The organism is Roseateles sp. GW821-FHT09H10, from assembly GCF_059415865.1.
Genome location: NZ_JBWKOB010000003.1, coordinates 149,753 through 176,295, shown reverse-complemented (window position 1 = coordinate 176,295; position 26,543 = coordinate 149,753). Strand labels below are relative to the sequence as shown.

Sequence of the window (26,543 nt, the reverse complement as noted above, 5' to 3'; positions counted from 1 at the left end):
CCATGCGCCTCGCCACCGCCGCCGCCTTCCTGTTCGCCTGCGCCAGCAGCGGCGCCCAGACCCTGGTGGTGCATCACATCCCCCAGGCCCCGCTGACGGCGGCCGGCGTGCCCGATCTCGCGATGGGCGAGCGCACCGCCAATTGGGCAGCGCAGGCCGGGCTGACGCTGCGCTGGGAGGCCGTGCCCTTCAAGCGCAGCCTCGAGGAGCTGCGCCGCAACCGCGAGGCCTTCTGCCTGCTGGGTGTCTTCGACGTGCCGGAGCGGCGCCGCCATGCGCGGCTGTCGACGGCCCTGGCCCGGGGCGAACCCCAGATCCTGCTGGTCGCCAGCCGCGTTGCGCCCCAGATGCGCACCCTGCCCGATGTGCGCAGCGCCCTGCTGGATTCGCGCTTCGAGCTGCTGGCTTTTGGCGGCGTGGCCTATGGCGCGGCGCTGGACCGCTGGATGGCCGAACGGCGCCGCAAGCCGCTGTGGGTGGACTCTGGCGCAGCCCAGGTGCTGCCCATGCTGTCACGCGGCCGGGCCGACTTCACCGTCTCGGTGCCCTCCGAATGGGAGCAGCTGCGGGCAGCGGCCGGCCCGGATGCCGGCGCGGTCGAGGTGCTCAACCTGCCGGGCATGCCGGCACCGCCCACCCGCCATCTGGCCTGCAGCCTGCGCGTGCCGGCCGAATGGCTGGCGCGGTTCGACGCCGCGGCGCGCCGCTCGCCGGCTCAGTAGCGCCCCGCCGCCCCCGCCACGCGCAGGAAGACGTAGGCGAACCAGACCACGACGGCGCGGTGCATCAGCGCGCGCAGGCCGGTGCCGGCGCGCTCCCCGACGCGCTGCGAGACGGCGATGGCCGACTCGATCTCGGCAGCCAGGCGCGCGGCGAAACCCGCGTCCTGCACGACGACATTGGCCTCCAGGTTGACCAGCAGGGACAGCGGATCGATGTTGGAGCTGCCCACCGTCGCCCACTGGCCGTCGACGACGGCCACCTTGGCATGCAGGAAGGCCGGCGTGTACTCGTAGATCTCGATGCCGTGCTTGAGCAGGTCGGCATAGAGGGCCTCGGCCGCCCAGCCGGCAATGCGGTAGTCCAGCTTGCCCTGCAGCAGCAGGCGCACGCGCACGCCGCGGTCGGCGGCCTGGCGCAGGGCCTGGCGGATGCGCTGGCCGGGATAGAAATAGGGGCAGATGATGTCGACGCGGCCACGCGCCTCGCGGATGGCGTCGGCGTAGGCATGCTCGATGGTGCGGCGGCGGCGCAGGTTGTCGCGCAGCACGAAGGCGGCGCTGACCGGCTGCAGGCGCGAGGCCGGTTCGGCCAGGCGCTGCGGGCCGCGCCAGAGCTGGGTCAGCCACAGGCCCATGCGGCGGCGCAGCGGCACATAGTCGATCAGCGCGTCGTCGAAGTCCCGCCCCAGCCAGGCGCGCGACCAGATCGAGCGCACGCTCTGCGCGACCAGGTCGACGAGGCCGCCACTCACCTGCACCGCGAAGTCCAGCCTCGGCAGCTCCGTCACGCCGTGGTGGAGGTCGTAACGGTCGTCGATCACATTGATGCCGCCGACAAAGGCGGTGTCGCCATCGACGACGCAGAGCTTCTGGTGCAGGCGGCGCAGCTGGCCGGGCTGGAACCAGTGCCACCAGCGGTCCATCGGGCGGAACACGGCCAGGGCCACGCCGCTGCCGGCCAGGCGCTCGCGCAGCGTCCTCACGCTGGCATTGCTGCCAAAGCCGTCGATGACCACGCGCACGCGCACGCCGCGCCGATCGGCCGCCTTCAGCGCATCGATCAGGGCCAGCGAGGTCTCGTCGTGGTGAAAGATATAGGTCGCCAGCCAGATCTCCCGGCTGGCCTGGCGGATGGCGGCCTGCATGCGCGGGAAGAGCTGGTCGCCACCGCGCAGCAGTTCAATCTCGTTGCCACCGACGAAGCCGGGATCGGTGGCCTGGTGGCGCCGGCGCCGCCGCGACCCGAGCCGCCTCACCTGGCACCCCACGCGCTGCGCGCGGCCCCGCCAAGCGGGGCGCGAGCCCCTTCGGGCGGCCGTGCGGGGCTCATTCGAGCGCCAGCTCCACCAGCAAGGGCAGGTGGTCGGACATGCGCGCCCAGCTGGGGCCGCGCGGCACCTGCACGCCCGTGCAGCGCAGCCCGCGCATGTAGACGCGGTCCAGCGCGAACACCGGCAGCCGCGACGGAAAGGTCGGCGCCCGTGCCCGGCCGTGCGGCGGTGTGGCGCGATGCAGGCCATGGGTGCGCATCAGCGGGTCCAGGCGCTCGCCCCAGTCGTTGTAGTCGCCAGCGACAAGGACCGGAGCGCCTGCCGGCACATGGTCGCGCACGAAGGTCGCCAGGCGTTCGACCTGACGGACGCGGCTGGAATGGATCAGCCCGAAATGCGCGACGACGACGTGGACGACGGTGCCCTGCCAATGCACCGGCACATGCAGCAGGCCGCGCTGCTCGAAGGAGTGGTCGGACACGTCGTGGTGGCCGATGTCTCCCAGAGGCCAGCGCGACAGCAGGGCATTGCCATGCTCGCCGAACTTGGTCGTCGCATTGGTGCGGTAGGCCACCTCATAGCCGTCGGGCGCCAGGAACTCGGCCTGGCCCTTCTCCGGCCAGCCGAACCAGGTGCGGTCGAAATACGCCGCCTCGCGGTGGTGGAAGAGGCGCACCTCCTGCAGGCAGACAAGGTCGGCGTCCATGGCCTCCACGCCCATCTGCAGGTTGTGGATCTCCAGGCGCTTGGCCGGCCCCAGGCCCCGCACACCCTTGTGGATGTTGTAGGTGGCCACCCGCAATATGGCGCCGGGGGAATGGGGAGTGGGGCGGACGGGGCTCATGGCTCAGCGGCGCCCGGCCGCCCGAAGACGCTGAACGCCCCCCTCGGGGGCAGCAAACGAAGTGGGCGTGGGGGCTTTCATGTCGTGACGGTGCTGAAGCGGGGCAGTTGCAGCACGGCTTCGGCGTTGGACGGCGAAAAGCAGCGGTCCGCGGCCTCATGCCAGGGCAACCAGACCCAAGATAGATGCTCGCGCGGCGCCAGCGTCGGCGTCAATGCCGACGGCAGTTGTAGGCCAAAGACGTGTTCCGTATTGCGCGTGACACCCGGCGCATAGCGGTGCCGCCAATGCGGGTAAATCTCGTAAACATTGGCGAGATGCCAGTCGCGCAGCTCAGCGCCGAGGGCCGCGATGTCGAAGCCCGTCTCCTCCAGCACCTCGCGGCGCGCGGTCTCGGCCGGCGCCTCGTCGGGCGTGTCCTTGGAGCCGGTGACGCTTTGCCAGTAGCCCGGGTGGTCGGCTCGCTCGATCAGCAGCACCTGCAGGTCGGGCGTGTGGATGACGACGAGGACCGATTCGGGAATCTTGTAGGGCTTGGCAACGGTCATTCGTGCAGCATAGCGGCGCGCCGGGGGCTGTTGGGCCGAGCGCCGGGCCGCCCCAAGCCGGCCCAACTGGCGATGTGCTTGCGGCTCGATGCCGCATGCATCGCCGTCCCCTCGGGGGACCGGCCGGGCTCGCTCGCGTCCAGCGATGCGAGACCGGACGAGGGGCTTACATCAGCCGCCCTGCGCCTTGCGCTTGGTGGCCACCTCGGGCGGCAGCTCCTTGGCCTGCAGCTCGCGCACCTGGGCGACGAGCTGGTTGTGGGCGTCCAGGAAGGCGGCGGCGATGACCTTGCCTTCGTTGGAGTTGCTCCAGCCGGCGCCGGCCGCGCCGCCCAGCTTGCCCACCATGGCACCGCCGACGCCCAGGTCGGCGACCTCGACGGAGCCGGTAGACGCGGCGACCTGCTCGGTGGTCTCGTTGTCGGTCAGCAGCAGGGCCGCCTGGGCCTGCTTGAGCTTGACCTGCTCGGCCGCGCCGACGAGCTTGTTCAGGTAGGGAATGGCCTGCAGGATGCCGCCGATCTGGCGGCCGGCGTCCTGCTCGCTGAAGGTCAGGCTGGGCGTCAGGCTGTACTGGGCTTCAAACCCCTTGCCCTTGCTGACCGTGTTGCCCTGCTGGCGCAGGATGCCGGCTTCCTTGAGCTCCTGCTCGCGCACCGTGGCCTTCAGGCCGGCGGCGCGGTCGACGACACGGAAGCAGCCGCTCTGCTGGGCCAGCAGGCGCACCAGGGGCACGGGGCTGGACGGCAGCTGGTGGCCGGAATAGGCGTAGCCATTGGGGTTCTCGACCAGGGCCAGCGTCGCGACCGGCGCATCGCATTTGACGAGCTCGCGGCTGGCCTTGTGGGCGCCGGCCGGGCCGGCCGAGCCGCTGATGACGGAACCGCCCTCCCCCAGCGACGTGGACGACTTGCCGCAGCCTGCGATCAGCAGGACGGTGGCGATGGCCAGAAGGGAGCGGGCGGGGTTCATGCGGGTCACCTCAAGGGATAGACGCGAGAGTCTGCCCCCGCCTTCGCGCCGCCATGCCCCACGGACGGGGGACATTCCCCCTGAGCAGGGGCGTGAAAAAGCCCGGCAGGCCGTGCAGCAGGGGCCGAGCCCTCACAAACGGGTGTCGATCAGGCCCAGGCGGCTGGCTTCATACACCGCTTCATTCTTGGAATGCACCTCCAGCTTGCTGTAGACATTGCGGATGTGCGTCGCCACCGTGTTGCGCGAGATGCCTTCCAGGTTGGCGATCTCCAGATAGCTGAAACCCTGGGCAATGCGGGTCAGCACTGTCAGCTCCTTCGCCGACAGATGCACTGCCTGCGGGTCCGCGGCGGCCTCGCTCGCCGGAGCCGGGGCATGCAGGGTGCCGAGCACGAGCCTTGCCACCACCGGCGTGATCGGCGACCCGCCGCGGGCCAGCTCATGGATGTGCTCCGCCACCTCGGCACCGACGCTGTCCTTGAGCAGATAGCCCTTGGCCCCGGCCTTCAGGCTGCGCAGCACGTGGGACTCGTCCTCATACATCGTGATCACCATCACCTGGCAGCGCGGGTGGCGGTGCACGCAGTAGGTGATGATCGCCAGGCCCGGCAGATCGGGCAGGCCCAGATCGCACAGCAGCACATCAGGCGCCTCGTGCTCCAGCCACTTCAGCGCCGCCCGGCCTTCGTCGAATTCGGCGACCAGCAGCAGCGAGGGGTCCTTGGACACGGCCTCGACGAGACGCCGCCGGGTCGCGGGCTCGTCCTCGACGATGGCGATGCGCAGTGGTGGGCTCATGCGGCCGCATCCTAGGCGCGGGGTCGGGCAGGCGCACTACCGAAAACTGCTGAGGCCAGCCCCTCGGTCCCAGGGCGCCGCTAGGTGAGTTCCGCATCGACAAATCGAATTTCGCCCTTACCGTGCGCCATGGTCATTTCTGCCCATCGCGTCGCCAGGTGGCTGCTGCTCGCGGTCCTGCTGGCGCTGCTTGCGGCCTGCGGCCGGTCCCAGGGGCCGCTGCAGGAACTGACCGAAGCCCAGCTGGAAGCCATGCCCGGCACGGGCACTGACACGGGCGCCAGCCGGAAAGTGGCCTTGCCCCACGTCTGGAACCCCGCCGGCATGGCCGGGCAATACCGCTACCGCATGGCCTTCAACGTCACGCCCGAGGCCCTGGTGAGCGGCTGGGGGCTGTACCTGCCGCGGGTGGGCAACCGCTTCCATGTGAGGGTCAACGGCCAGGTGGTGGCGCGCTTCGGCGACCTGAATGCCGTGGATGTCGATCACGGCATGGAGCCGCATTTCGTCTACATGGCGCCCGACACGCTGCGCGCGGGCAGCAACGAGCTCGTGCTGGAAGTGGCCGGGGAGCTGGCCGCCTTCGCCGGGGTTTCCAGGCTCACGGCCGGCCCGCCGGACGAGGTCCGCGCCCGCTATGAGTGGCGCGACCTGCTGCAGAACAAGAGCTCCTACGCGGACATCTCGGCGTCGCTGCTGTTCGCCATCGCCGCCCTGCCGCTGGCGTGGCGCTCGCGGGACCGGGCCATGCTGCTCTTCTGCGCCGCCTGCCTCTTCGGCGCGCTGTGCGTCGCTTTCAGGCTGGTCGTGCGGCCTCCCTTGCCGCATGACTGGTGGGGGCTGCTCACCGATGCCACCTATATCTGCTATCTGCTGAGCCTGGCGGCCTTCTGCGCCGAGACCGTGGCCCTGCGCGGGCTCATGGTGCGGGCCATGATGGCCACGCTGACCGGGGCGTCGCTGGTGTGCATTCCCTGGTACAGCCTCTGGCGCAACGCCGGGGTGCACCAGGTCTGGCTGACGGTCGTGCTGGCCTTCTCGGTCATCCTGTGCCTGATGGTGATCTGGCAGTGGTGGCGGATGCGCAACCGCGATTCGGCCATCCTGGCCATCGCCGGCGCCGCGGCCGTGTCCATGGGCATCTACGACCACCTGCTGGTCTTCTACAGCAGCGACGGCTTTTCATCCCTGACCATCTCGCGCTACTCGCAGATGGTCTTCCTCGTGGCGATGGGCTGGCTGGTGCTGGAACGCCAGCGCCGGCAGGAAGCCGCCGCGCAGCGCTCAAGGGAAAGCATGCTGGCCGAACTGGCCGGGCACCAGGCCCGCCTGGAGCAGCATTTCGACGAGCAGCAGGCCCAGGCCCATCGCAAGCTGCAGCGCCAGGAGCGCGAACGGATCCTTGGCGATATCCACGATGGCATGGGGCTTCAGCTGCAGAGCCTGCTCGCCCAGGTGGAGTCGGGTGAGCTGCAGCGCGACGACCTCGTTCACGAGGTGCGCACCGCCATCGAGCAGATGCGCATGCTGGTCAGCAACGCCGAGCAGTTCGACGGCGACCTGCTGATGCTGCTCGGCCAGATCCGCCATCAGGTGGAGAGGCGGCTCAGGCACAGCGGTGTGCGCACCCAATGGCATTGCACGCTGGCGCCGGACCGCTATGCGCTGGAGGGTGCCGGCTGCATCGCGCTGCAGCGCCTGATCTTCGAGCTGACGACCAATGTCGTGCGCCATGCCCAGGCCAGGACGCTCTCCGTCAGCATCGAGCCGGATGCGCAAGACGCGGCTGCCTGGGTGCTGAGCTTTTGCGATGACGGCATAGGCTTCGATCCCGGCACCGCAAGCTTCGGCAGCGGCATGCGCTCCCTCGCCCGCCGGGCGGCCGACATGGGCGCACGCGGCGGGTTCATCGCCGGGCAGGCGCAGGGCAGCTGCTATGTGCTGCGTGTGGCGCCCAGCGCGGAACAAAAAAAGGGCGCCACAGGGGCGCCCTCTTCAGTCGAGCAGTGAAGCTCAGGCGGCCGCGGCACCCGCGTTGCGCAGGCGGATGTGCAGTTCGCGCAGCTGCTTCTCGTCGACCAGCGACGGGGCACCGGTCAGCAGGCACTGGGCGCGCTGGGTCTTGGGGAAGGCGATCACGTCGCGGATGGACTCGGCCTTGGTCATCATCGTGACGATGCGGTCCAGGCCGAAGGCCAGGCCACCGTGCGGGGGCGCGCCGTACTGCAACGCATCCAGCAGGAAGCCGAACTTGATGCGCTGGTCTTCCTCGCTGATGTTCAGCGCAGCAAAGACCTTGGCCTGCACTTCAGCGCGGTGGATACGCACCGAGCCGCCGCCCAGTTCCCAGCCGTTGAGCACCATGTCGTAGGCCTTGGCAATGCACTTGCCCGGGTCCGACGTCATCAGGTCCTCATGGCCGTCCTTGGGCGCCGTGAAGGGGTGGTGAACAGCCGCCCAGCGGTTGTTCTCCTCGTCGTGCTCGAACATCGGGAAGTCGACCACCCACAGCGGCGCCCAGACGTCGTTGAACAGGCCGTTGGCCTTGCCGAACTCGCTGTGGCCGACCTTCAGGCGCAGCGCGCCGATGGCGTCGTTGACGACCTTGGCCTTGTCCGCGCCGAAGAAGATCAGGTCGCCGTCCTGGGCGCCGGTGCGCTTGAGGACCTCGGCGACGGCTTCGTCGTGCAGGTTCTTGACGATGGGCGACTGCAGGCCTTCGCGGCCCTTGGCCACTTCGTTGACCTTGATCCAGGCCAGGCCCTTGGCGCCGTAGATCTTGACGAACTCGGTGTAGGCGTCGATCTCGCCACGGCTCATGGCCGCGCCGCCCGGCACGCGCAGCGCGACGACGCGGCCGCCCGGCGTGGTGGCGGGGCCGGAGAAGACCTTGAAGTCCACCGTCGTCATCGCATCGGTCAGCTCGGTGAACTCGAGCTTGACGCGCAGGTCGGGCTTGTCGGAGCCGAAGCGGTGCATGGCATCCGCATACTTCATGACCGGGTAGTCGCCCAGCTCGACGTTCAGCGCCTTGCGGAAGACGTGGCGGATCATGCCCTCGAACATCGAGCGGATTTCTTCCTCGGTCAGGAACGAGGTCTCGATATCGATCTGCGTGAACTCGGGCTGGCGGTCGGCGCGCAGGTCTTCGTCACGGAAGCACTTGGTGATCTGGTAGTAGCGGTCGAAGCCCGACACCATCAGCAGCTGCTTGAACAGCTGGGGCGACTGCGGCAGCGCGAAGAAGTGGCCATCATGCACGCGGCTGGGCACGAGGTAGTCGCGCGCGCCTTCGGGCGTGCTCTTGGTAAGCATCGGCGTCTCGATGTCGACGAAGCCGTGCTCGTCCAGGAACTTGCGGACTTCCATCGCGACGCGGTAGCGCAGCATCAGGTTGTTCTGCATGTAGGGGCGGCGCAGGTCCAGCACGCGGTGCGTGAGGCGGGTCGTCTCGCTGAGGTTTTCCTCATCGATCTGGAAGGGGATGGGCACCGACGGGTTCAGCACCTCGATCTCGTGGCAAAGCACTTCGATCTTGCCGCTGACGAGGTTGGCGTTCTCGGTGCCGGCCGGGCGCGCGCGCACCTTGCCGACGATCTTGAGGCAGAACTCGCTGCGGACGTCTTCGGCGATCTTGAAGCTGTCGGCGCGGTCGGGGTCGCAGACGATCTGCACGAGGCCTTCACGGTCACGCAGGTCGATGAAGATGACACCGCCGTGGTCACGGCGGCGATGGGCCCAGCCCATCAGGGTCACGGTCTGGTCGAGCAGCTTCTCGCTGACTTGGCCGGCATAGCAGGTACGCATGGATTTACTCCGAATTCTTGTCTGGGGTGTTCTTGAGGAGGCGCTGATGAGCTCGCTCGGCTCTCAGGATTGAACGCCGGCCGGGGCGTTCAACCCTGCAGATTTCGGGCGGCCTCGGCGGCCACCGCATCGAGATTCACGGGGTGGGGCAAAGGTGCCACCGTGCCCATGGAGATGATGTATTTCAGCGCCTCGTCCACCGTCATGTGCAGGGGCTTGATGTCGGCCCGCGGCATGATGAGGAAGAAGCCCGAGGTCGGGTTGGGCGTCGTCGGCACATAGAGGCTGACGTGTTCGTCCTCCAGATGGCAGGCCACCTCGCCGCTGGGCGTGCCGGTGACGAAGGCGATGGTCCAGCTGCCGGCGCGCGGGTACTGCACCAGCACCGCTTCGCGGAAGGCGTTGCCGCTGCTGGAGAACAGCGTGTCCGACACCTGCTTCACCGAGCTGTAGATGCTCTTGACGATGGGGATGTGGGACATCGCCCGGTCCCACTGCGTCAGCAGCCACTGGCCGAAGATGTTGGCGACGAAGACGCCGGTGGCCAGCAGGCCGCCCGCCAGGATGACGAGGCCCAGGCCCGGCACATTGCGCAGGCCCAAGATGTTGTCGCTCCACGCGCTGGGCATGACCAGGGCGATGGCGGCCAGCATGGAGCCGAAGACGCCGTTGACGACATCCAGCACCTGGGCCAGCACCCAGATGGTGATGGCCAGCGGCAGCCAGACCAGCAGGCCGGCAACCAGGTATTTGCGAAGTGAGGCGCCCACGATGTCCCGTTCAGTGGCAGGCGCAGGAGCCGCCGCAGGGGGTGGAGGACGAGGAGGCGCTGGACGCCTCGGTCTTGGGAGCTTCGGCCGCAGCCGGAGCCGCCGCTGCGCCAGCCGCAGCGGCCGTGGCGCCGCCCTTGAAGTCGGTGGCGTACCAGCCCGAGCCCTTCAGCTGGAAGCCGGCGGCAGTGACTTGCTTGGAAAAGCTCTCTGCCGAGCAGGCCGGGCAGGTGGTCAGCGGCGCGTCGGACAGCTTTTGCAGCACGTCCTTGGCGTGGCCACAGGCGCTGCAGCGGTAGGCGTAGATCGGCATGGTCGGGCTCTGAAAAGGCGCAAAGCCCGCGATTTTAACGGAGAGACCGGGATCAGCCGTGGGGCGGCAGATGGTGGCTCACATGTTCCTGCCGATTCGTCAGCACCTGGGGCGCCAGCGAGCCGATCACCATGCCGGCCAAGGCGGCCAGCAGGCCGGCCAATTGGCCCGGGAAGAACTCGCCCCAGGTCGAGACCTGAGGGAAGAAGGCCACCCACACGGCGATGCCGGCAAAGATGGAGAACACGGCGCCCTGGGTGGTCGCGCGGCTCCAATACAGGCCGAAGACCAGGGGCACGAAGGCGGCCACCAGCGTGACCTGGTAGGCGGCGCTGACCAGCTCGTAGATGGAGGTGCCCTGCAGCGCGATGGCATAGGCCAGCACGGCGAAGGCGAAGATGACCAGGGTGACGCGCATGGCCACGAGGGACTGCTTGTCGCTCATGCCGGGGCGGATCTGCTTGAGGATGTTCTCGACGAAGCTGGTCGTCGGCGCCAGCAGCGTCGCCGAGGACGTGCTCTTGATGGCCGACAGCAGCGCGCCGAAGAACAGGATCTGCATCAGCAGCGGCATATGGCCCATGATGAAGCTGGGCAGCACGCGCTGGTAGTCGTTCTGGGCCAGCTCCAGCGCCTTGTCGCCCATGACGACGACCGCCGCCAGCACGATGAACATCGGCACGAAGGCGAAGGCGATGTAGCTGAAGCCGCCGATCATGGCGCCGCGCTGGGCGGTCTTGGCGTCCTTGGCGGACATGACGCGCTGGAACACGTCCTGCTGGGGGATGGAGCCCAGCATCATGGTCAGGGCAGCGCCGATGAACATGGCGATGTCGGTGAAGGTCGGCGCCGGGAAGAATTTGCCCAGTTCCTTCTGCGAAGCCAGGTCCAGCACCTTGCCCGCGCCACCGGCCAGGTCGGCCGAGAAGAAGGCGATGACGGACAGGCCGATGACGAGGACGATCATCTGGATGAAGTCCGTCCAGGCCACGGCCAGGAAGCCGCCGATGACGACATAGACCAGCACGGCGAGCAGGCCGACGGTCATGCCCATGGCCGGGCTCATGGCGCCGTCGGTCAGGATGTTGAAGACCAGGCCCAGGGCCGTGACCTGGGCGGCCACCCAGCCCAGATAGCTCAGGATGATGGCCAGCGAGCAGAACACCTCGACGCCCTTGCCATAGCGCTGGCGGTAGAAGTCGCCGATGGTCAGCAGGTTCTTGCGGTAGAGCTTGGCGGCGAAGAAGGCACCCACCAGCACCAGGCACAGGCCGGCGCCGAAGGGGTCCTCGACGACGGCACCCAGGCCGCCCTGCACGAACTTGGCGGGAATGCCCATGACGGTCTCGGCGCCGAACCAGGTCGCGAAGGTCGTCGTGATGACCATGGCCAGGGGCAGGCTGCGGCCGGCGACGGCGAAGTCCGCCGTGTTCTTGACCCGGGTGCCGGCCCAGACGCCGATGCCCAGCGTGCCGAGCAGATAGAGCACGACGAAGACGATGAGCGTGGTGTTCATGAGCGGAGGTGGGGCCGAAAAATTTCGCGCGGATTATGAAGGCGGCGCCATCCGGCCGCCCTAGGGAGAGGAACTTAGACGGCCAGGCCCAGGAAGCGCGCCGTCAGCCAGGCCACCGCCACGCCGATGGCGAAGCCCGCCGCGCCCCAGAGCAGGCCGGACAGCAGCCGGTTGGTGCGGTGCAGCTCGCGCACCAGCGCGCTCATGTCGGCGTCGCCGCCGGGGCGGGCCTGGTTCTTCAGTGCGTCGTGCAGCAGGCGCGGCAGCTCGGGGATCAGCTGGGCGAAGCGCGGCGCTTCCTTCTGCAGCTGCTTGGCCAGGGCCGGCCAGCCGACCTGCTCGTTCATCCAGCGCTCCAGGAAGGGCTTGGCCGTGGCCCAGAGGTCGAGCTCGGGGTCGAGCTGGCGGCCCAGGCCTTCCACATTCAGCAGCGTCTTCTGCAGCAGCACCAGCTGGGGCTGGATCTCGACGTTGAAGCGGCGCGAGGTCTGGAACAGGCGCAGCAGCACCTGGCCCAGGGAGATGTCCTTCAACGGCCGGTCGAAATGGGGCTCGCAAACCGCCCGGACCGCGCTCTCGAGCGCATCGACGCGGGTTTCGGGCGGCACCCAGCCGGAGGCGATGTGCAGCTCGGCCACGCGCTTGTAGTCGCGCTGGAAGAAGGCGATGAAGTTCTGCGCCAGGTAGTCCTTGTCCACCTCGGTCAGCGTGCCCATGATGCCGAAGTCCAGGGCCACGTAGCGGCCGAAGGTCTCGGGCGCGAGGCTCACCTGGATGTTGCCCGGGTGCATGTCGGCGTGGAAGAAGCCGTCGCGGAACACCTGGGTGAAGAAGATGGTCACGCCGTCGCGGGCCAGCTTGGGGATGTCGATGCCGGCGGCCTCGAGCGCCGGGCGGTGCGAGATCGGCACCCCCTTCATGCGCTCCATGACGATGACTTCGGGGCTGCACAGGTCCCAGTGCATCTCGGGCACCAGGATCAGATCGAGCCCCTCCATGTTGCGGCGCAGCTGCGCGGCATTGGCGGCCTCGCGCACCAGGTCGAGCTCATCGTGCAGATAGGTGTCGAACTCGGCGACCACCTCGCGCGGCTTCAGGCGCCGGCCGTCGGCGGAGACACGCTCGATCCACGCGGCCAGCTGGCGCATCAGCGACAGGTCGTCGTCGATGATGTCCAGCATGCCGGGGCGCAGCACCTTGACGGCGACCTCGCGGCCGTCCTTCAGCGTCGCGAAATGGACTTGCGCGATGCTGGCACTGGCGACCGGCTCGGCGTCGAAGCTGGCAAACAGTTCCTCCAACGGCCGGCCGAAGGCGCGCTCCACCATCTCGCGAGACAGCGACGCCGGGAAGGGCGGCACACGGTCCTGCAGCTTGGCCAGCTCCAGCGCGACGTCCTCGGGCAACAGGTCGCGCCGCGTCGACAGCACCTGGCCCAGCTTGACGAAGATGGGCCCCAGATGCTCCAGGGCCAGCCGCAGACGCACGCCGCGCGGCTGCTGCCAGCGCCGACCCAGCCGGGTGGCCCGCCTCAGGACCTGGAAACGCCGGCGGCGCAGGCCCGACAGGGCCAGGTCATCGAGACCGAAGCGCCAGACCGTCCACAGGATGACCAGCAGCCGGGAGACAAACCTCATGCGCCGCCCGCGGGAGCCATGCGCGCGGCCACGCCCGACAAGGTCCGCCGCAGCGTGCGGCCGAACTGGGCGAGCTGGCGGGCGGGTAGCGGCCCGACGATGCCGGCCAGGTCATCCTCGATGTCCCAGCGCAGGTTGTCCATCAGCCAGTGCATCTCGCCGGCAAAGGCGGCATCGCCCTGCACGCTGACGCTGGGCTGCTCGCCGGTGAGCGCTCCCAAGGCGAGCTTGGCGGGGTTGGAGGCGTCGATCTCGATGCGCAGGCCGCCGGCGCCCGGCGGCGCCGCATCCAGCCGTTCGAAAAGACCCGCCGGTGTGACACCGAGTATCAGATCAGGCGCCGCCGGCAACAGGCTGGGCCAGCCCGCCAGGTGAACGACCAGGCTCCGCCCGGCCAGGGGCCGCAGGCGTTGCGCGGCGATAGGCTCCCGCGACAGCACATGGTTGATCAGCAAAACCAGGCGGTCCTGCAGGGCCGGCATCAGCAGCGGCGTGATCGAGGGCAAGGGAGGCAGGGGCCAGGACGCAGACATACACAAGATTGTAGGCAGCGGACCATGAACAAGGGACGTGGACGGTCCGGCTGTCAAATTTGTTGATAGAGAATCCCTGATCGTTTTCCAGCCCCGGGCAAACCCGCTCCCGAGGATCACAGTACCCGCCACGATGTTTGAGGACCGCAGCTACAAAAGGACGTTCTACAGCGCACCCCAGTCGGTCGAATCGCTGATTGCCGCCTTTCTCGAGCCCGGCATCATCGTTCTGACCTTCCTTGTCGTGAACGGCCATTTCGACGAGCCGGTGCTGCGCCCGACCCTGACGCTGTGCCTGCTGGTCTTCGCCCTGACCTTCCCGGGGCGCAACCGCTTCAGCGACCACCCGGCCAGCGCCATCGTCGACGTGCTGTCGTCCTGGCTGGTGCTGCTGGGCATCCTGCTGCTGTGCGGCTATGCCACCAACAGCCTGCATTACTTCGAGAACGAGGTGCTGCTGTGGTGGGCCGGCATCACGCCCGTCGTGCAGATCGGCGCCATCGAGGCGGGCCGGCGCATCCAGCAATGGCGGGCGCGCGACCCCAGCGCCCGGCGCACCGCCGTCGTCGTCGGCGCGGGGCCGCTCGGCCACAAGGTGGCGCGCGCCCTGCGCGACTCCCAGGGCGTCATCTGCCTGGGTTATTTCGACGACCGCAGCCCTGAGCGCCTGCACCCGGAAGCCGGCGCCTCGCTGCTGGGCACCCTGCCCCAACTCAGCGAATTCGTGCGCGACAAGGGCGTGCGCGAGGTCTACATCACGCTGCCGCTGGGCTCCCAGCCGCGCATCGTCGAGCTGCTCGAGCAGGTGCAGGGCACCACCGCCTCGCTGTTCTTCGTGCCCGACGTGTTCGGCATCAGCATCATCCAGGGCCGGCTGCAGGACATCTCCGGCGTGCCCGTCGTGGGCATCTGCGAGACGCCCTTCACCGGCACCAACCAGCTGATCAAGCGGGTCAGCGACATCGTGCTGGCGACGCTGATCCTGATCCTGATCTCGCCCATCCTGCTGCTGCTGGCCATCGGCGTGAAGCTCAGCTCGCCCGGGCCGGTCATCTTCAGGCAAAAGCGCAACGGCCTGGATGGCGAGGAGATCGTCGTCTACAAGTTCCGCTCCATGCGCGCCCTGGACAACGGCAACGTCGTCAAGCAGGCCACCAAGGGCGACCCGCGCATCACGCGCTTCGGCGCCTTCATCCGCCGCACCTCGCTGGACGAACTGCCGCAGTTCGTCAACGTGCTGCAGGGCCGCATGAGCATCGTCGGCCCCCGCCCCCATGCGGTCGCCCACAACGAGGAATACCGCAAGCTCATCAAGGCCTACATGGTTCGCCACAAGGTCAAGCCCGGCATCACCGGCTGGGCCCAGGTCAATGGCCTGCGTGGCGAAACCGACACCATCGACAAGATGGTGGCACGCGTCGAATACGATTTGGAATATCTGCGCAACTGGTCGCTGGCCCTCGATCTGCAGATCATTCTGCGCACCGTGCGGCTGGTGGTGTTCGATCGCCATGCCTATTAATCCTTCTCGCCATCGCCGCTGGGCGCCGCTCGCGCCCCTGGTGGCCGCCCTGTTGTCGGCCCCGGCCGCGCAGGCGCAGACGGACGACACGACGCCTTTCTACGTCGGCGGGTCGCTTGGCGCCTCACGGGTGTCCAACGTCTACCGCCAGTCCAGCGCCACCAACGACGACACCGTCGTCAGCGCTGGCCTGCTGGCCGGCATCGACCAGAAGCTGGGCCGCCAGCACCTGACGCTGGATGCCTCGCTGCAGAACAACCGCTATTCCACGAACAGTGACCTGAACAACCGCTCCCACACGCTGCGCGGCGCGCTGAACTGGGAGACGGCGGGCAATCTGTCGGGCGTGCTGAGCGCCAAGTCGGAGCGTTCCCTGGCCGACTTCAACATCGGCAACGGCGTCGACCCCATCCTCAAGAAGAACATCGAGCGCGAGGACGAATACCAGGCCCTGGTGCGCCTGGGCGTGGCCACGCGCTATTCGCTGGAAGGCGGCTGGTCGCACCGCCGCCGCGACTTCACCGCCTCGGAGTACGACCGCTTCGACTTCCGGCAGAACACGGGCTCCCTCGGCTTCTATGCCACGCCGGCCGGCAACGTCAGGCTGGGGCTGGCCGCGCGGCGCACCAAGGGCAAGAACCCTCAATATCCCGTCGGGCTGGCCTTCGATCCCCAGACGGCGCAGTTCGTGGTCGTTTCCGCGCCCAACGACTACACGCGCGACGATTTCGACTTCACGACCAGGTGGAACACCGGCGGCCACAGCACGCTGAACACGCGCCTCAGCCGCAGCAAGTCGAACAACAGCCTGAACACCCGGCTGCGCGACTTCAGCGGCACCACCGGCTCCATCGGCTGGAACTGGCAGCCCACGGCCAAGCTGCAGTTCAATCTGCAGTACGCCCGCGACACGGGCCAGGAGAGCGTGGTCAGCGCCACCGACCTGAACCGGGTCTACACCACCTGGCAGCTCGGCGGCGGCTATGCGCTGACCAGCAAGATCAGCCTGAGCGCCAAGGCCAACCGCAACCGGGCCACGCGGGCGAGCACGACGGGCGCGACGGTGCCCGACGCCCTGGACGACTTCAAGAGCTACAACCTGGGCCTGCGCTGGGCCTTCACCCGCGGCATCAGCCTGAGCTGCCAATACGACCACGCCACGCGCGACAGCAGCGTGGCGCTGTATGCCTACAGCGCGAGCAGCTATGGCTGCACGACGCAAGCCCTCTTCTACTGATGACCACCGTCCTGCTCACCGGAGCGACCGGCTACATCGCGTCGCACACCTGGCTCGCCCTGCAGCAGGCCGGCTACCGCGTGGTCGGCGTGGACAACTTCTCCAACAGCTCGCCCGTGGTGCTGGAGCGCCTGGCCGAGCTGGCCGCGGCGCCCATAGAGTTCGAACGCGCCGACGTCTGCGATGCGGCGGCCATGGATGAGATCTTCAGCAGCAGCCGGCCGGCCGCCGTCGTGCATTTCGCGGCCTACAAGGCCGTCGGCGAGTCGGTCAGCCAGCCGCTGGCCTACTACCGCAACAACCTCGGCGGCCTAGTCAACACCTGCGAGGTCATGAAGCGCCACGGCTGCTCGCGCATCGTCTTCAGCTCCAGCGCCACCGTCTACGGCGCCCCCGAGAAGCTGCCGCTGCGCGAAGACGCGCCCACGTCGTCGACCAACCCCTACGGTGCCACCAAGCTGATGGGCGAGCAGATCCTGCACGACCTGGGCGTGGCCGACGCCATCGCTGCCAAAGGCGGCGCCTCTGGCCCCGCGTGGCAGACCGCCTGCCTGCGCTACTTCAACCCCGTCGGCGCCCATGCAAGCGGCCGCATCGGCGAAGACCCGCGCGGCACGCCCAACAACCTGATGCCCTATGTCGCCCAGGTGGCGGTGGGCCGGCGCGCCAAGCTGTCCGTCTTCGGCAGCGACTACCCGACGCCGGACGGCACGGGCGTGCGCGACTACATCCACGTCAGCGACCTCGCCGAGGGCCATGTGGCCGCGCTGCGCTGGCTGCTGGCCAACAGCGGCTCCCTGACCGTCAACCTGGGCACCGGCCAGGGCTACAGCGTGCTCGACCTGGTGCGCGCCTACGAGGCCGCCAGCGGCCGCAACGTGCCCTATGAAATCGTCGCCCGCCGTCCCGGCGATGTGGCCGCCTGCTGGGCCGACCCCGCGCTGGCGCGCGAGTTGCTTGGCTGGGAGGCCCAACTCGATCTGGCCCGCATGTGCGAGGACAGCTGGCGCTGGCAACACAACAATCCGCACGGATTCAAAGCAGCCTGATACAGGCATCGCCCCACAATGATCCAGGTCCAACCCGTCATCATGGCCGGCGGCTCCGGCACCCGCCTCTGGCCGCTGTCGCGCGCCGGCTATCCCAAGCAGTTCCTCGTGCTGTCCGGCAACGAGAGCCTGTTCCAGCTCGCCGCCCGCCGCCTGGCCGCCCTGGCCTCGCCCGAGTTCGAACTGGCCGAACCCTGCATCGTCGGCAACGAAGAGCATCGCTTCCTGGTGCTGGACCAGCTGCGCGAAACCCGCCTGGAACCCAGCAGCGTGCTGCTCGAGCCCCTCGGCCGCAACACCGCTCCCGCGCTGACGCTGGCGGCCCTGGCCGCCCTCGAAGGCGGCGGCGACCCCGTCCTGGTCGTCACGCCAGCCGACCAGACCGTCACCGACGCCGCCGCCTTCACGGCCGCGTTGCAAGACGCCATCCGCATTGCCTCTGAGGGCGCCATCGCCATCCTCGGCATCACGCCGGACCGCCCCGAGACGGGCTATGGCTACGTCCGCACGGCGGGCGACGCCGCCGGCCTGGCAGTCGCGCAGTTCGTCGAGAAACCCGATCTCGAGACCGCCCAGCGCTATCTGGCCGAGGGCGGCTACTACTGGAACAGCGGCATGTTCGTGCTGCGCGCCAGCGTCTGGATGAAGGCCCTGCAGCGCTTCCGCCCCGACATCGCCACCGCCACCCAGGCCGCCTGGGGCGCGCGCAAGGCCGACGCCAAGTTCGTCCGCCCGGGCAAGGCCGAGTTCGCTGCCGTGCCCAGTGAATCCGTCGACTATGCCGTCATGGAGCGCTGCCCCGGCACCGACATCCCGCTGCGCATGGTCGCCCTGGACGCCGGCTGGAACGACCTCGGTGCCTGGGAGGCGGTCTGGCAGGTGGCCGAGAAGGACGCCGACGGCAATGCCTACGTCGGCGACGCGTTGATCGCCGACAGCAAGAACACCCTGGTGCACGCCACCAGCCGCCTCGTCGGCGTCGTCGGCCTGACCGACATCGTCGTCGTCGAGACGGCCGATGCCGTGCTGGTGAGCGACCGCTCGCGCAGCCAGGAGGTCAAGCAGATCGTCAACCGCCTGGGCAAGGAGCAGCGTGGCGAGCATGCCCTGCACCGCAAGGTGCACCGCCCCTGGGGCTGGTACGACAGCATCGACTCGGGCGAGCGCTTCCAGGTCAAGCGCATCATGGTCAAGCCGGGTGCATCCTTGAGCCTGCAGATGCACCACCACCGCGCGGAGCACTGGATCGTCGTCAGCGGCACGGCCGAGATCGTCAACGGCGACAAGACCATCCTGCTGACCGAGAACCAGTCCACCTACATCCCGCTGGGCCAGACCCACCGCCTGGCCAACCCGGGCAAGGTGCCGCTGGAGATCATCGAGGTGCAGTCCGGCTCCTATTTGGGCGAAGACGACATCGTCCGCTTCGAAGACACCTATGGCAGGACATGAAGCCCCTCGTCCAATGAATACCTTGGCCGGTCCCCCGAGGGGACGGCGATGCTTGCGGCATTGAACCGCAAGCACATCGCCCCAGGCGGGCCGGCTAGGGAGCGGCCCGGCGCTCGGCCCGCAAATTGCAAGCATTCCTCATGGATCTGATATGACCATTCTCGTCACCGGCGGCGCCGGCTTCATCGGCAGCAACTTCGTGCTCGACTGGCTGCGCCAGTCCGACGAGACCGTCGTCAACCTCGACGTGTTGACCTACGCCGGCAACCTCGAGAACCTGGCCTCGCTGGATGGCGATGCCCGCCATGTCTTCGTCAAGGGCGACATCTGCGACCGCGCGCTGATCGACCAGCTGCTGGCCACGCACCGTCCGCGCGCTATCGTCCATTTTGCGGCCGAGAGCCATGTTGACCGCTCCATCCACGGCCCCGGCGCCTTCATGAAGACGAATGTCGACGGCACCTTCACGCTGCTGGAAGCGGCGCGCGCCTACTGGGGCGGCCTGGAAGGCGAGGCCAAGGCGGCCTTCCGCTTCCACCATGTGTCGACCGACGAGGTCTATGGCTCGCTCAAGCCCAGCGATCCGCCGTTCGCGGAAGACCATCCCTACGAGCCCAACAGCCCCTACTCGGCCAGCAAGGCCGCCAGCGACCACCTCGTGCGCGCCTGGCACCACACCTATGGCCTGCCGGTCGTCACGACCAACTGCTCCAACAACTACGGGCCCTATCACTTCCCCGAGAAGCTGATCCCGCTGATGATCGTCAACGCCCTCGCGGGCAAGCCCCTGCCCGTCTACGGCGACGGCCAGCAGATCCGTGACTGGCTCTACGTGACCGACCACTGCAGCGGCATCCGCGCCGTGCTGGCCGGCGGCAAGCTCGGCGAGACCTACAACATCGGCGGCTGGAACGAGAAGGCCAACATCGACATCGTCAAGACGGTGTGCGCCCTGCTCGACGAGCTCAAGCCCTCGGCCGAAGGCCCTTACGAGCGCCTCATCACCTACGTGAAGGACCGCCCCGGCCACGACCGCCGCTATGCCATCGACGCGCGCAAGATCGAACGCGACCTCGGCTGGCGCCCGGCCGAAACCTTCGAGACCGGCATCCGCAAGACGGTGCAGTGGTATCTGGATCATCCGGAATGGGTGGCGCGCGTGCAGAGCGGCGCCTACAAGGACTGGGTCGCGAAGCAGTACACGCCATGAAGATTCTGCTGTTGGGCAAGAACGGCCAGGTCGGCTGGGAACTGCAGCGCTCGCTGGCCGTGGCCGGCGAAGTCGTGGCCATGGACCATGACGACGGTGCCGACTTCACGCAGCCCGAGGCCCTGCTGGCCCGGGTGCGCGACATCGCTCCCCAGGTCATCGTCAACTCGGCCGCCCACACGGCCGTCGACAAGGCCGAGAGCGAACCCGAGCTGGCACGCCAGATCAACGCGACGACGCCCGCGCTGCTGGCCATCGAGGCCAAGCGGACGAATGCACTGCTGGTGCACTACTCGACCGACTATGTCTTCGACGGCAGCGGCAGCCATGCCCGCGACGAGGAAGCCGCCATCGGCCCCCTGAGCGTCTACGGCAGCACCAAGGCCGAGGCCGAGGACGCCATCCGCAGCAGCGGCTGCCAGCACCTCATCCTGCGCACCAGCTGGGTGTATGCGGCCCGCGGCGGCAACTTCGCCAAGACCATGCTGCGCCTGGCGGCGGAGCGCGAACAGCTCAAGGTCATCGCCGACCAGATCGGCGCTCCCACCGGGGCCGACCTGCTGGCCGACCTGACCGTGCACATGCTGCGCGCCGCCCGCGCGAACCCGGCATTGACCGGCACCTACCACGCGGTCGCCGGTGGCGAGACGAGCTGGCATGACTACGCGCGCTTCGTCATCGAATTCGCACGCGCGCGGGGTAGCCTCGTCAAGGTCGCGCCGGAACAGATCCTGCCGATCCCGACCAGCGACTATCCGACGCCGGCGACGCGCCCGCTGAACTCGCGCCTGTCCACGGCCAAGCTGCAGCAGCGTTTCGGCCTGCGCCTGCCGCACTGGCAGCAGGGCGTCGAGCGCATGCTGAACGAAATTCTTTGAGCAAATCCTTCTGAGGTCTCCGATGAAAAACCGCAAGGGCATCATCCTCGCCGGCGGCTCCGGCACGCGCCTGCATCCGGCCACGCTGGCCATGAGCAAGCAGCTGCTGCCGGTCTACGACAAGCCCATGGTCTATTACCCGCTGAGCACCTTGATGCTGGCGGGCATCCGCGACATCCTGCTGATCAGCACGCCCCAGGACACGCCCCGCTTCGAGGCCCTGCTCGGCGACGGTTCGCGCTGGGGGCTGAACATCAGCTACTGCGTGCAGCCCAGCCCGGATGGCCTGGCCCAGGCCTTCATCCTCGGCCGCGACTTCGTCGGCAACAACCCCAGCGCCCTCGTGCTGGGCGACAACATCTTCTACGGCCATGACTTCGCCGGCCTGCTCAGCAGCGCCACGGGCCGTGACACCGGCGCCAGCGTCTTCGCGTACCACGTGACCGACCCCGAGCGCTATGGCGTCGTCGATTTCGATGCCAGCCAGCGCGCCCTCTCCATCGAAGAGAAGCCCAAGGCCCCCAAGAGCAACTACGCCGTCACGGGCCTGTACTTCTACGACGAGCAGGTCTGCGACATCGCGGCGGCCATCAAGCCCAGCGCCCGCGGCGAACTCGAGATCACCGACGTCAACGCGCAGTACCTGCGCCAGGGCCAGCTCAACGTCGAGATCATGGGCCGCGGCTATGCCTGGCTGGACACGGGCACCCACGACAGCCTGCTGGAAGCCGGCCAGTTCATCGCCACGCTGGAGAAGCGCCAAGGGCTCAAGGTCGCCTGCCCCGAGGAGATCGCCTTCCGCGCCGGCTGGATCGACGCGGCCCAGGTCGAGGCTCTGGCCAGGCCGCTGGCCAAGAACGGCTACGGCCAGTACCTCCTCAAGCTGCTGACCGACAAGGCCTTCTGAAACCATGCAAGCCACGCCCACCGCCCTGCCCGAGGTCCTGCTCATCGAGCCCAAGGTCTTCGGCGACGCCCGCGGCTTCTTCATGGAGAGCTGGAACGAGGAGCGCTTCAACCAGGCGCTGGGCCATGAGGTCCACTTCGTGCAGGACAACCATTCGCGCTCCTCGCGCGGGGTGCTGCGCGGCCTGCACTACCAGCTGAACCCGCATGCCCAGGGCAAGCTGGTGCGCTGCGTGTCCGGCGCGGTGTTCGACGTGGCCGTCGACATGCGGCGCTCCAGCCCCAATTTCGGCCGCTGGGTCGGCTATGAGCTGTCCGCCGAGAACCAGCGCCAGATCTGGATCCCGCCCGGCTTCGCCCATGGCTTCGTCGTCGTCAGCGAAACCGCCGACTTCCTCTACAAGACCAGCGGCCGCTACGCGCCGGAGTTCGAAGGCGCCGTGCGCTGGGACGACCCGACCATCGCCATCGAATGGCCGCTGGCCGGCATCACGCCCCAGCTGTCGGCCAAGGATGTCAACGCGCCGCTGCTGGCCGAGGCCCGGGCCTTCGACTGACACGCCGCCCTCAGCGGCATGAAAAACGCCCTTCGTCGGAGGGCGTTCCTGTTTCCGCGCGTCGACTTCAGCCGCGGCCGATGCCGCGATAGTCGATGCCCAGCGTCTTCATCAGCTTGGGGTCGTAGAGGTTGCGGCCGTCGAAGACCACCGGTTGCTTGAGCACGGTCTTGATGGCGTCGAAGTCCGGCGTGCGGAACTCCTTCCACTCGGTCACGATCAGCAGCGCGTCGGCGTCGAGCAGCGCATCCGCGGCGCGCTTGACCAGCCTCACATCGTCGCGCGGCCCGAGCACGCGAGCGGCCTCGGGCATGGCCACCGGGTCGTAGGCCTGCACGATCGCGCCGCGCCGGGTCAACTCGTCGAGAACGACAAGCGAGGGAGCCTGCCGCATGTCATCGGTGTCCGGCTTGAAAGCCAGCCCCCAGACGGCGAAGCGGTGTCCCCGCAGGTCCTCGCCGAAACGCTCGATCACCTTGTCCGCCAGCACGCGTTTCTGGCGTTCGTTGGCATCTTCGACGGCGGTCAGCACCTTCAGCGGGAGCCCCAGGTCGGCCGCCGTCTTCACCAGCGCCTTGACGTCCTTGGGGAAACAGGAGCCGCCATAGCCCGCGCCTGCGTAGAGGAACTGGTAGCCGATGCGCGGGTCGGAGCCGATGCCGCGGCGCACCAGCTCGATATCGGCGCCCACTTTCTCGGCCAGCAGGGCCAGCTCGTTCATGAAGCTGATGCGAGTGGCCAGCATCGCGTTGGCGGCGTACTTGGTGAACTCGGCGCTGCGCACATCCATGATCAGCATGCGATCCTGCGTGCGGTTGAAGGGCGAATAGATGGCGCGCATCAGCAGCGTGGCCTGCTCGTCGTCCGAGCCCACGATGATGCGATCGGGCTTCATGAAGTCCTCGACCGCAGCGCCCTCCTTCAGGAACTCGGGGTTGGAGACGACGGCATAGGCCATGTCGCCGCGCCCGCGCTTCTCCAGCTCTTCCTGGATCGCGGCGCGCACCTTGTCGGCGGTGCCGACCGGCACCGTGCTCTTGTCGACGATGACCTTGTAGTCCGTCATGCGCTGGCCGATCGAGCGGGCGGCGGCGACGACGTACTGAAGGTCGGCCGAACCGTCCTCGTCGGGCGGCGTGCCGACGCCGACGAACAGCAGGGTGCCGTGGTGCACGGCATGGTCCACGTCGGTCGTGAACTGCAGACGGCCAGCGGCGACGTTGCGCCGCACCACCTCCAGCAGCCCTGGCTCGTGGATCGGGATCTCGCCACCGTTGAGGACGCGGATCTTCTCCGGGTCCACGTCCAGGCAGAGCACATGGTTGCCCATCTCGGCCAGGCAGGCGCCCGTGACCAGGCCGACGTATCCGGTGCCGATGGCGGTGACTTTCATGCCGTGTCTCGTTCAGTGCGGTAACGGCTTTTTAATGACCGAACGTGACAGGCTTGTTGAAGTCGGGGATGCGGACGCTGACTGCGCCTCCTTCAAAAAACGGACATGAAAAAGCCGCCTTGCGGCGGCTTGGAGCGCGGTCGGGACCGGTCAGACCTTGAAATAGTCCCGATACCAGGCCACGAAGCGCTGGATGCCCTCGGGCACCGGCATGGCCGGACGGAAGTCGGTCCATGCCGCCAGTTCCTCGACATCGGCATGCGTGGCCGGCACGTCGCCGTCCTGCAACGGCATGAAATTCTTCACCGCCTCGCGGCCCACCGCCTGCTCGATGGCCTCGACGAAGCTCATCAGCTGAATGGGGGCATGGTTGCCGATGTTGAAGACGCGGTAGGGCGCACTGGAGCGCGCCGGGTCGGCCTTGACCGGGTCGTAGGCCGGATCGCCCGTCGCCGTGCGGTCCAGCACCCGCACCACGCCTTCGGCGATGTCGTCGACATAGGTGAAGTCGCGGATCATCTTGCCGTGGTTGAACACGTTGATGGGCCGCCCTTCGATGATGGCCTTGGTGAACAGGAACAGCGCCATGTCGGGGCGGCCCCAGGGCCCGTAGACCGTGAAGAAGCGCAGGCCCGTCGTCGGCAACCCAAAAAGGTGCGAATAGGTGTGCGCCATCAGCTCGTTGGCCTTCTTCGTCGCGGCGTAGAGGCTGATGGGATGGTCGACGCTGTGATGCTCCGAGAAGGGCATCAGCGTATTGCCGCCATAGACGCTGGAACTGGACGCGTAGGCCAGATGCTGCACGCCGTTGTGGCGGCACCCCTCCAGGATGTTGGTGAAACCGACGATGTTGCTGTCGATGTAGGCGTGCGGGTTCTCGATGGAATAGCGCACGCCGGCCTGGGCCGCCAGGTGCACCACGCGGTCGAAGCGCTCTTCGGCGAACAGCTTGGCCATGCCCTCGCGATCCGCCACGTCCATCTTGACGAAGCTGAACCCGGGCTTGCCCTGCAGGCGCGCCAGCCGGTCGTGCTTGAGCTGAGGGCTGTAGTAGTCGTTCAGGTTGTCCAGGCCCACGACCTGATCACCGCGCGCCAGCAGGATCTGGCTGACATGCATGCCGATAAAGCCGGCTGCACCGGTCACTAATACCTTCACGATCGATTCCTCAGCAGAGTGGGTGGATTTCTTGCAAGCCAAGCATTGTCCAACAGCCGCCATGACGCTCGAAAGACCGCATCTGCGCGTACCGACGAAACCTGGATCGGGGACGGACGCCGGCGCGGCCTTGTTGTGCAATCCGACCGCCTTGGATCCCTAATGCAGGCGTCGCGTGGTTCGCATCACGCTTGCTACTTTTGCTTTCAGGGAACAACCCCGCAATTGAGGGGGTAGGTTCGAGACAATTCGAGGCACACGCTGGCAGGTCGGCCAGGCGTGGCTGTCCACCCCTTTGGCCGCAACCGTCATGCAACTCCTGTCCCACGTTTCGCGCCCGTTCTCCTCGGCATTTGCGCTCTTGCTGATCGCCGGCTCCCTGACGGCATGCGGCGGCGGCAATGGAAACCGTGAAGCAGGTGTCGCCGCGAGTCATCTCACGCAGGGCGCGGAGCCCGTCGCCACGCCTGCCGTCGAGGAACCGGCGCGCCGAATGATCCTGTCCGTCGCCGGCGCCGGCGAGGCAGTCGCCGCCCCGAACACGCTGACCATGCGCGCCCATGCCGCCCTGGCTGGCGGCGTGGGTGCGATGGTGTCGCTGCGGGTGGACGGCGTGGTCACCGACAGCGTGGAGGTGCGCGCCACCGAGCCCACCGACTACAGCCTGGCCGCCCCTGGGATCAAGCCCGGCAGCCAGGTGGATCTGGTCTACACCAACGACGCCGTCGTCAACGGCGTGGACCGCAACCTCTTCGTGCAGCAGATCAGCACCGCCGACACCGCCGTGCTGCCCACCGCCTCCATCGTCACCTTCGACGTCGGCAACGGCAGCGCCGCCCTGGATGGCCAGAACGTCATCGCCGGCCTCACCGGCCTGTACAACGGCGGCGCCCTGCGCCTCACCTGGCCCGCCCCCAACCTCAGCGGCCGCCTCACCGTGCGCGCCAGCGCCACCAGCGCCGGCGGCACCGCCCCGCAGATGATCGTGCGCGTGGACGGCGTCGTCGTCGCCTCCACCGCGGTCACCGCCACCGAGCCCACCGACCACGTCTTCGCCACGCCGCCCCTGGCCGTGGACAGCCGCGTGGACGTGGCCTTTGCCAACGCCGGCACCGTCAACGGCGAGACCCGCAGCCTGCGCGTGCACTACCTGATGTCCGGCACCACCGTGCTGCAGCCCAGCGCCGGCGCCATGTTCTTCGACGCCGGCAATGCGCTGGCCGCCTACGACGGCGTCAACTTCCAGGCCACCTCCCAGAGCCTGCTCACCGCCAACGGCGCGCTGCGCGGCCGCTGGCCGGCCGCCAACATGACCGACTCGCTGACGCTGCGCGCCAGCGCCCGCCTGGCCGCCAATGTCGGCCCCATCGCGCGCGTGCTGGTGGACGGCGTCGTCATCGGTACCGTGGAGATCCGCTCCACCACCCCGGCCGACATCACCCTGCCC

24 protein-coding genes are annotated in these 26,543 nt (G+C 68.1%); 11 read left to right on the top strand and 13 right to left on the bottom strand.

All coding sequences use genetic code 11. From position 1 onward, the window contains the following. The first annotated feature begins 2 nt into the window (after nt 1-2). On the top strand, nt 3-722 hold the full coding sequence (locus tag AC07OY_RS16450) for a hypothetical protein (protein ID WP_495043685.1): 720 nt from the start codon (nt 3-5) through the stop codon (nt 720-722). Here AC07OY_RS16450 and clsB read toward each other — a convergent pair. The 5 genes from clsB to AC07OY_RS16425 form a co-directional block, all read right to left on the bottom strand. After that, a complete protein-coding gene (gene clsB / locus AC07OY_RS16445; RefSeq protein WP_495043684.1) occupies nt 716-1,978 on the bottom strand; it encodes a cardiolipin synthase ClsB in 1,263 nt (420 codons plus the stop codon). The two genes, AC07OY_RS16450 and clsB, sit on opposite strands and share 7 nt — an antisense overlap. Nucleotides 1,979-2,048: 70 nt before the next feature. Next, complete coding sequence (locus AC07OY_RS16440; RefSeq protein ID WP_495043683.1) at nt 2,049-2,837, bottom strand: endonuclease/exonuclease/phosphatase family protein; 789 nt, start codon at nt 2,835-2,837, stop codon at nt 2,049-2,051. A 77-nt stretch (nt 2,838-2,914) separates the two neighbouring features. Further along, nucleotides 2,915-3,385, bottom strand: a complete 471-nt coding sequence (nudB, locus tag AC07OY_RS16435) for a dihydroneopterin triphosphate diphosphatase (protein WP_495043682.1) — start codon at nt 3,383-3,385, stop codon at nt 2,915-2,917. 171 nt (nt 3,386-3,556) lie between these two features. After that, a complete protein-coding gene (locus AC07OY_RS16430; RefSeq protein ID WP_495043681.1) occupies nt 3,557-4,357 on the bottom strand; it encodes a curli production assembly/transport component CsgG in 801 nt (266 codons plus the stop codon). A gap of 132 nt (nt 4,358-4,489) precedes the next feature. Beyond that, nucleotides 4,490-5,158 carry a response regulator gene (locus AC07OY_RS16425; protein ID WP_495043680.1) on the bottom strand — a complete coding sequence of 223 codons (669 nt, stop codon included), beginning with the start codon at nt 5,156-5,158 and terminating at the stop codon, nt 4,490-4,492. A gap of 129 nt (nt 5,159-5,287) precedes the next feature. Here AC07OY_RS16425 and AC07OY_RS16420 point away from each other — a divergent pair, with 129 nt between their 5' ends. After that, nucleotides 5,288-7,168 (top strand): sensor histidine kinase, encoded by a 1,881-nt coding sequence (locus AC07OY_RS16420; protein ID WP_495043679.1) that lies wholly within the window; start codon nt 5,288-5,290, stop codon nt 7,166-7,168. Between the two features lie 3 nt (nt 7,169-7,171). On the opposite strand, the gene aspS is transcribed toward AC07OY_RS16420, so the two are convergent. The 6 genes from aspS to AC07OY_RS16390 all read right to left on the bottom strand — a co-directional run bounded on the left by aspS (nt 7,172) and on the right by AC07OY_RS16390 (nt 13,734). Beyond that, nucleotides 7,172-8,965 (bottom strand): aspartate--tRNA ligase, encoded by a 1,794-nt coding sequence (aspS, locus tag AC07OY_RS16415; RefSeq protein WP_495043678.1) that lies wholly within the window; start codon nt 8,963-8,965, stop codon nt 7,172-7,174. Nucleotides 8,966-9,054: 89 nt separating this feature from the next. Continuing rightward, entirely contained in the window at nt 9,055-9,735 is a 681-nt protein-coding gene (locus AC07OY_RS16410; RefSeq protein ID WP_495043677.1) for a DUF502 domain-containing protein, read from the bottom strand. A gap of 10 nt (nt 9,736-9,745) precedes the next feature. Beyond that, nucleotides 9,746-10,048: an FmdB family zinc ribbon protein gene (locus AC07OY_RS16405; RefSeq protein ID WP_495043676.1), complete on the bottom strand. Its 303-nt coding sequence runs from the start codon at nt 10,046-10,048 to the stop codon at nt 9,746-9,748. A gap of 52 nt (nt 10,049-10,100) precedes the next feature. Next, nucleotides 10,101-11,564, bottom strand: coding sequence for a high affinity choline transporter 1 (locus tag AC07OY_RS16400; RefSeq protein ID WP_495043675.1), 1,464 nt, complete (start codon nt 11,562-11,564; stop codon nt 10,101-10,103). Nucleotides 11,565-11,638: 74 nt separating this feature from the next. Further along, nucleotides 11,639-13,201 carry a ubiquinone biosynthesis regulatory protein kinase UbiB gene (gene ubiB, locus AC07OY_RS16395; RefSeq protein ID WP_495043674.1) on the bottom strand — a complete coding sequence of 521 codons (1,563 nt, stop codon included), beginning with the start codon at nt 13,199-13,201 and terminating at the stop codon, nt 11,639-11,641. After that, nucleotides 13,198-13,734, bottom strand: a complete 537-nt coding sequence (locus AC07OY_RS16390) for a hypothetical protein (RefSeq protein ID WP_495043673.1) — start codon at nt 13,732-13,734, stop codon at nt 13,198-13,200. Before AC07OY_RS16390 ends, ubiB begins: the two co-directional genes overlap by 4 nt. A 133-nt stretch (nt 13,735-13,867) precedes the next feature. On the opposite strand from AC07OY_RS16390, the gene AC07OY_RS16385 reads away from it, so the two are divergent. The 8 genes from AC07OY_RS16385 to rfbC all read left to right on the top strand — a co-directional run bounded on the left by AC07OY_RS16385 (nt 13,868) and on the right by rfbC (nt 22,545). Continuing rightward, on the top strand, nt 13,868-15,256 hold the full coding sequence (locus AC07OY_RS16385; RefSeq protein WP_495043672.1) for an undecaprenyl-phosphate glucose phosphotransferase: 1,389 nt from the start codon (nt 13,868-13,870) through the stop codon (nt 15,254-15,256). Then, nucleotides 15,246-16,493 (top strand): hypothetical protein, encoded by a 1,248-nt coding sequence (locus AC07OY_RS16380; protein WP_495043671.1) that lies wholly within the window; start codon nt 15,246-15,248, stop codon nt 16,491-16,493. The genes AC07OY_RS16385 and AC07OY_RS16380 overlap by 11 nt, the downstream gene beginning before the upstream one ends. After that, the gene (gene galE, locus AC07OY_RS16375; RefSeq protein ID WP_495044066.1) at nt 16,490-17,542 is read left to right on the top strand and encodes a UDP-glucose 4-epimerase GalE; all 1,053 of its coding nucleotides are present in this window, start codon (nt 16,490-16,492) and stop codon (nt 17,540-17,542) included. The genes AC07OY_RS16380 and galE overlap by 4 nt, the downstream gene beginning before the upstream one ends. A gap of 18 nt (nt 17,543-17,560) precedes the next feature. Then, a complete protein-coding gene (locus tag AC07OY_RS16370) occupies nt 17,561-18,994 on the top strand; it encodes a mannose-1-phosphate guanylyltransferase/mannose-6-phosphate isomerase (RefSeq protein ID WP_495043670.1) in 1,434 nt (477 codons plus the stop codon). Nucleotides 18,995-19,145: 151 nt separating this feature from the next. Next, nucleotides 19,146-20,204 carry a dTDP-glucose 4,6-dehydratase gene (rfbB, locus tag AC07OY_RS16365; RefSeq protein WP_495043669.1) on the top strand — a complete coding sequence of 353 codons (1,059 nt, stop codon included), beginning with the start codon at nt 19,146-19,148 and terminating at the stop codon, nt 20,202-20,204. Beyond that, nucleotides 20,201-21,082, top strand: a complete 882-nt coding sequence (gene rfbD / locus AC07OY_RS16360; RefSeq protein WP_495043668.1) for a dTDP-4-dehydrorhamnose reductase — start codon at nt 20,201-20,203, stop codon at nt 21,080-21,082. Before rfbB ends, rfbD begins: the two co-directional genes overlap by 4 nt. Before the next feature lie 22 nt (nt 21,083-21,104). After that, the gene (rfbA, locus tag AC07OY_RS16355; protein WP_495043667.1) at nt 21,105-21,989 is read left to right on the top strand and encodes a glucose-1-phosphate thymidylyltransferase RfbA; all 885 of its coding nucleotides are present in this window, start codon (nt 21,105-21,107) and stop codon (nt 21,987-21,989) included. A gap of 4 nt (nt 21,990-21,993) precedes the next feature. Next, nucleotides 21,994-22,545, top strand: a complete 552-nt coding sequence (gene rfbC, locus AC07OY_RS16350) for a dTDP-4-dehydrorhamnose 3,5-epimerase (RefSeq protein WP_495043666.1) — start codon at nt 21,994-21,996, stop codon at nt 22,543-22,545. 67 nt (nt 22,546-22,612) lie between these two features. Here rfbC and AC07OY_RS16345 read toward each other — a convergent pair whose 3' ends face one another. Further along, nucleotides 22,613-23,938 (bottom strand): UDP-glucose dehydrogenase family protein, encoded by a 1,326-nt coding sequence (locus tag AC07OY_RS16345; RefSeq protein WP_495043665.1) that lies wholly within the window; start codon nt 23,936-23,938, stop codon nt 22,613-22,615. Nucleotides 23,939-24,088: 150 nt separating this feature from the next. Continuing rightward, entirely contained in the window at nt 24,089-25,096 is a 1,008-nt protein-coding gene (locus AC07OY_RS16340) for an NAD-dependent epimerase (RefSeq protein ID WP_495043664.1), read from the bottom strand. Between the two features lie 493 nt (nt 25,097-25,589). Here AC07OY_RS16340 and AC07OY_RS16335 point away from each other — a divergent pair. Continuing rightward, nucleotides 25,590-26,543 (top strand): carbohydrate-binding domain-containing protein (locus AC07OY_RS16335; protein ID WP_495043663.1); only part of this gene is annotated, 954 nt, incomplete at its 3' end.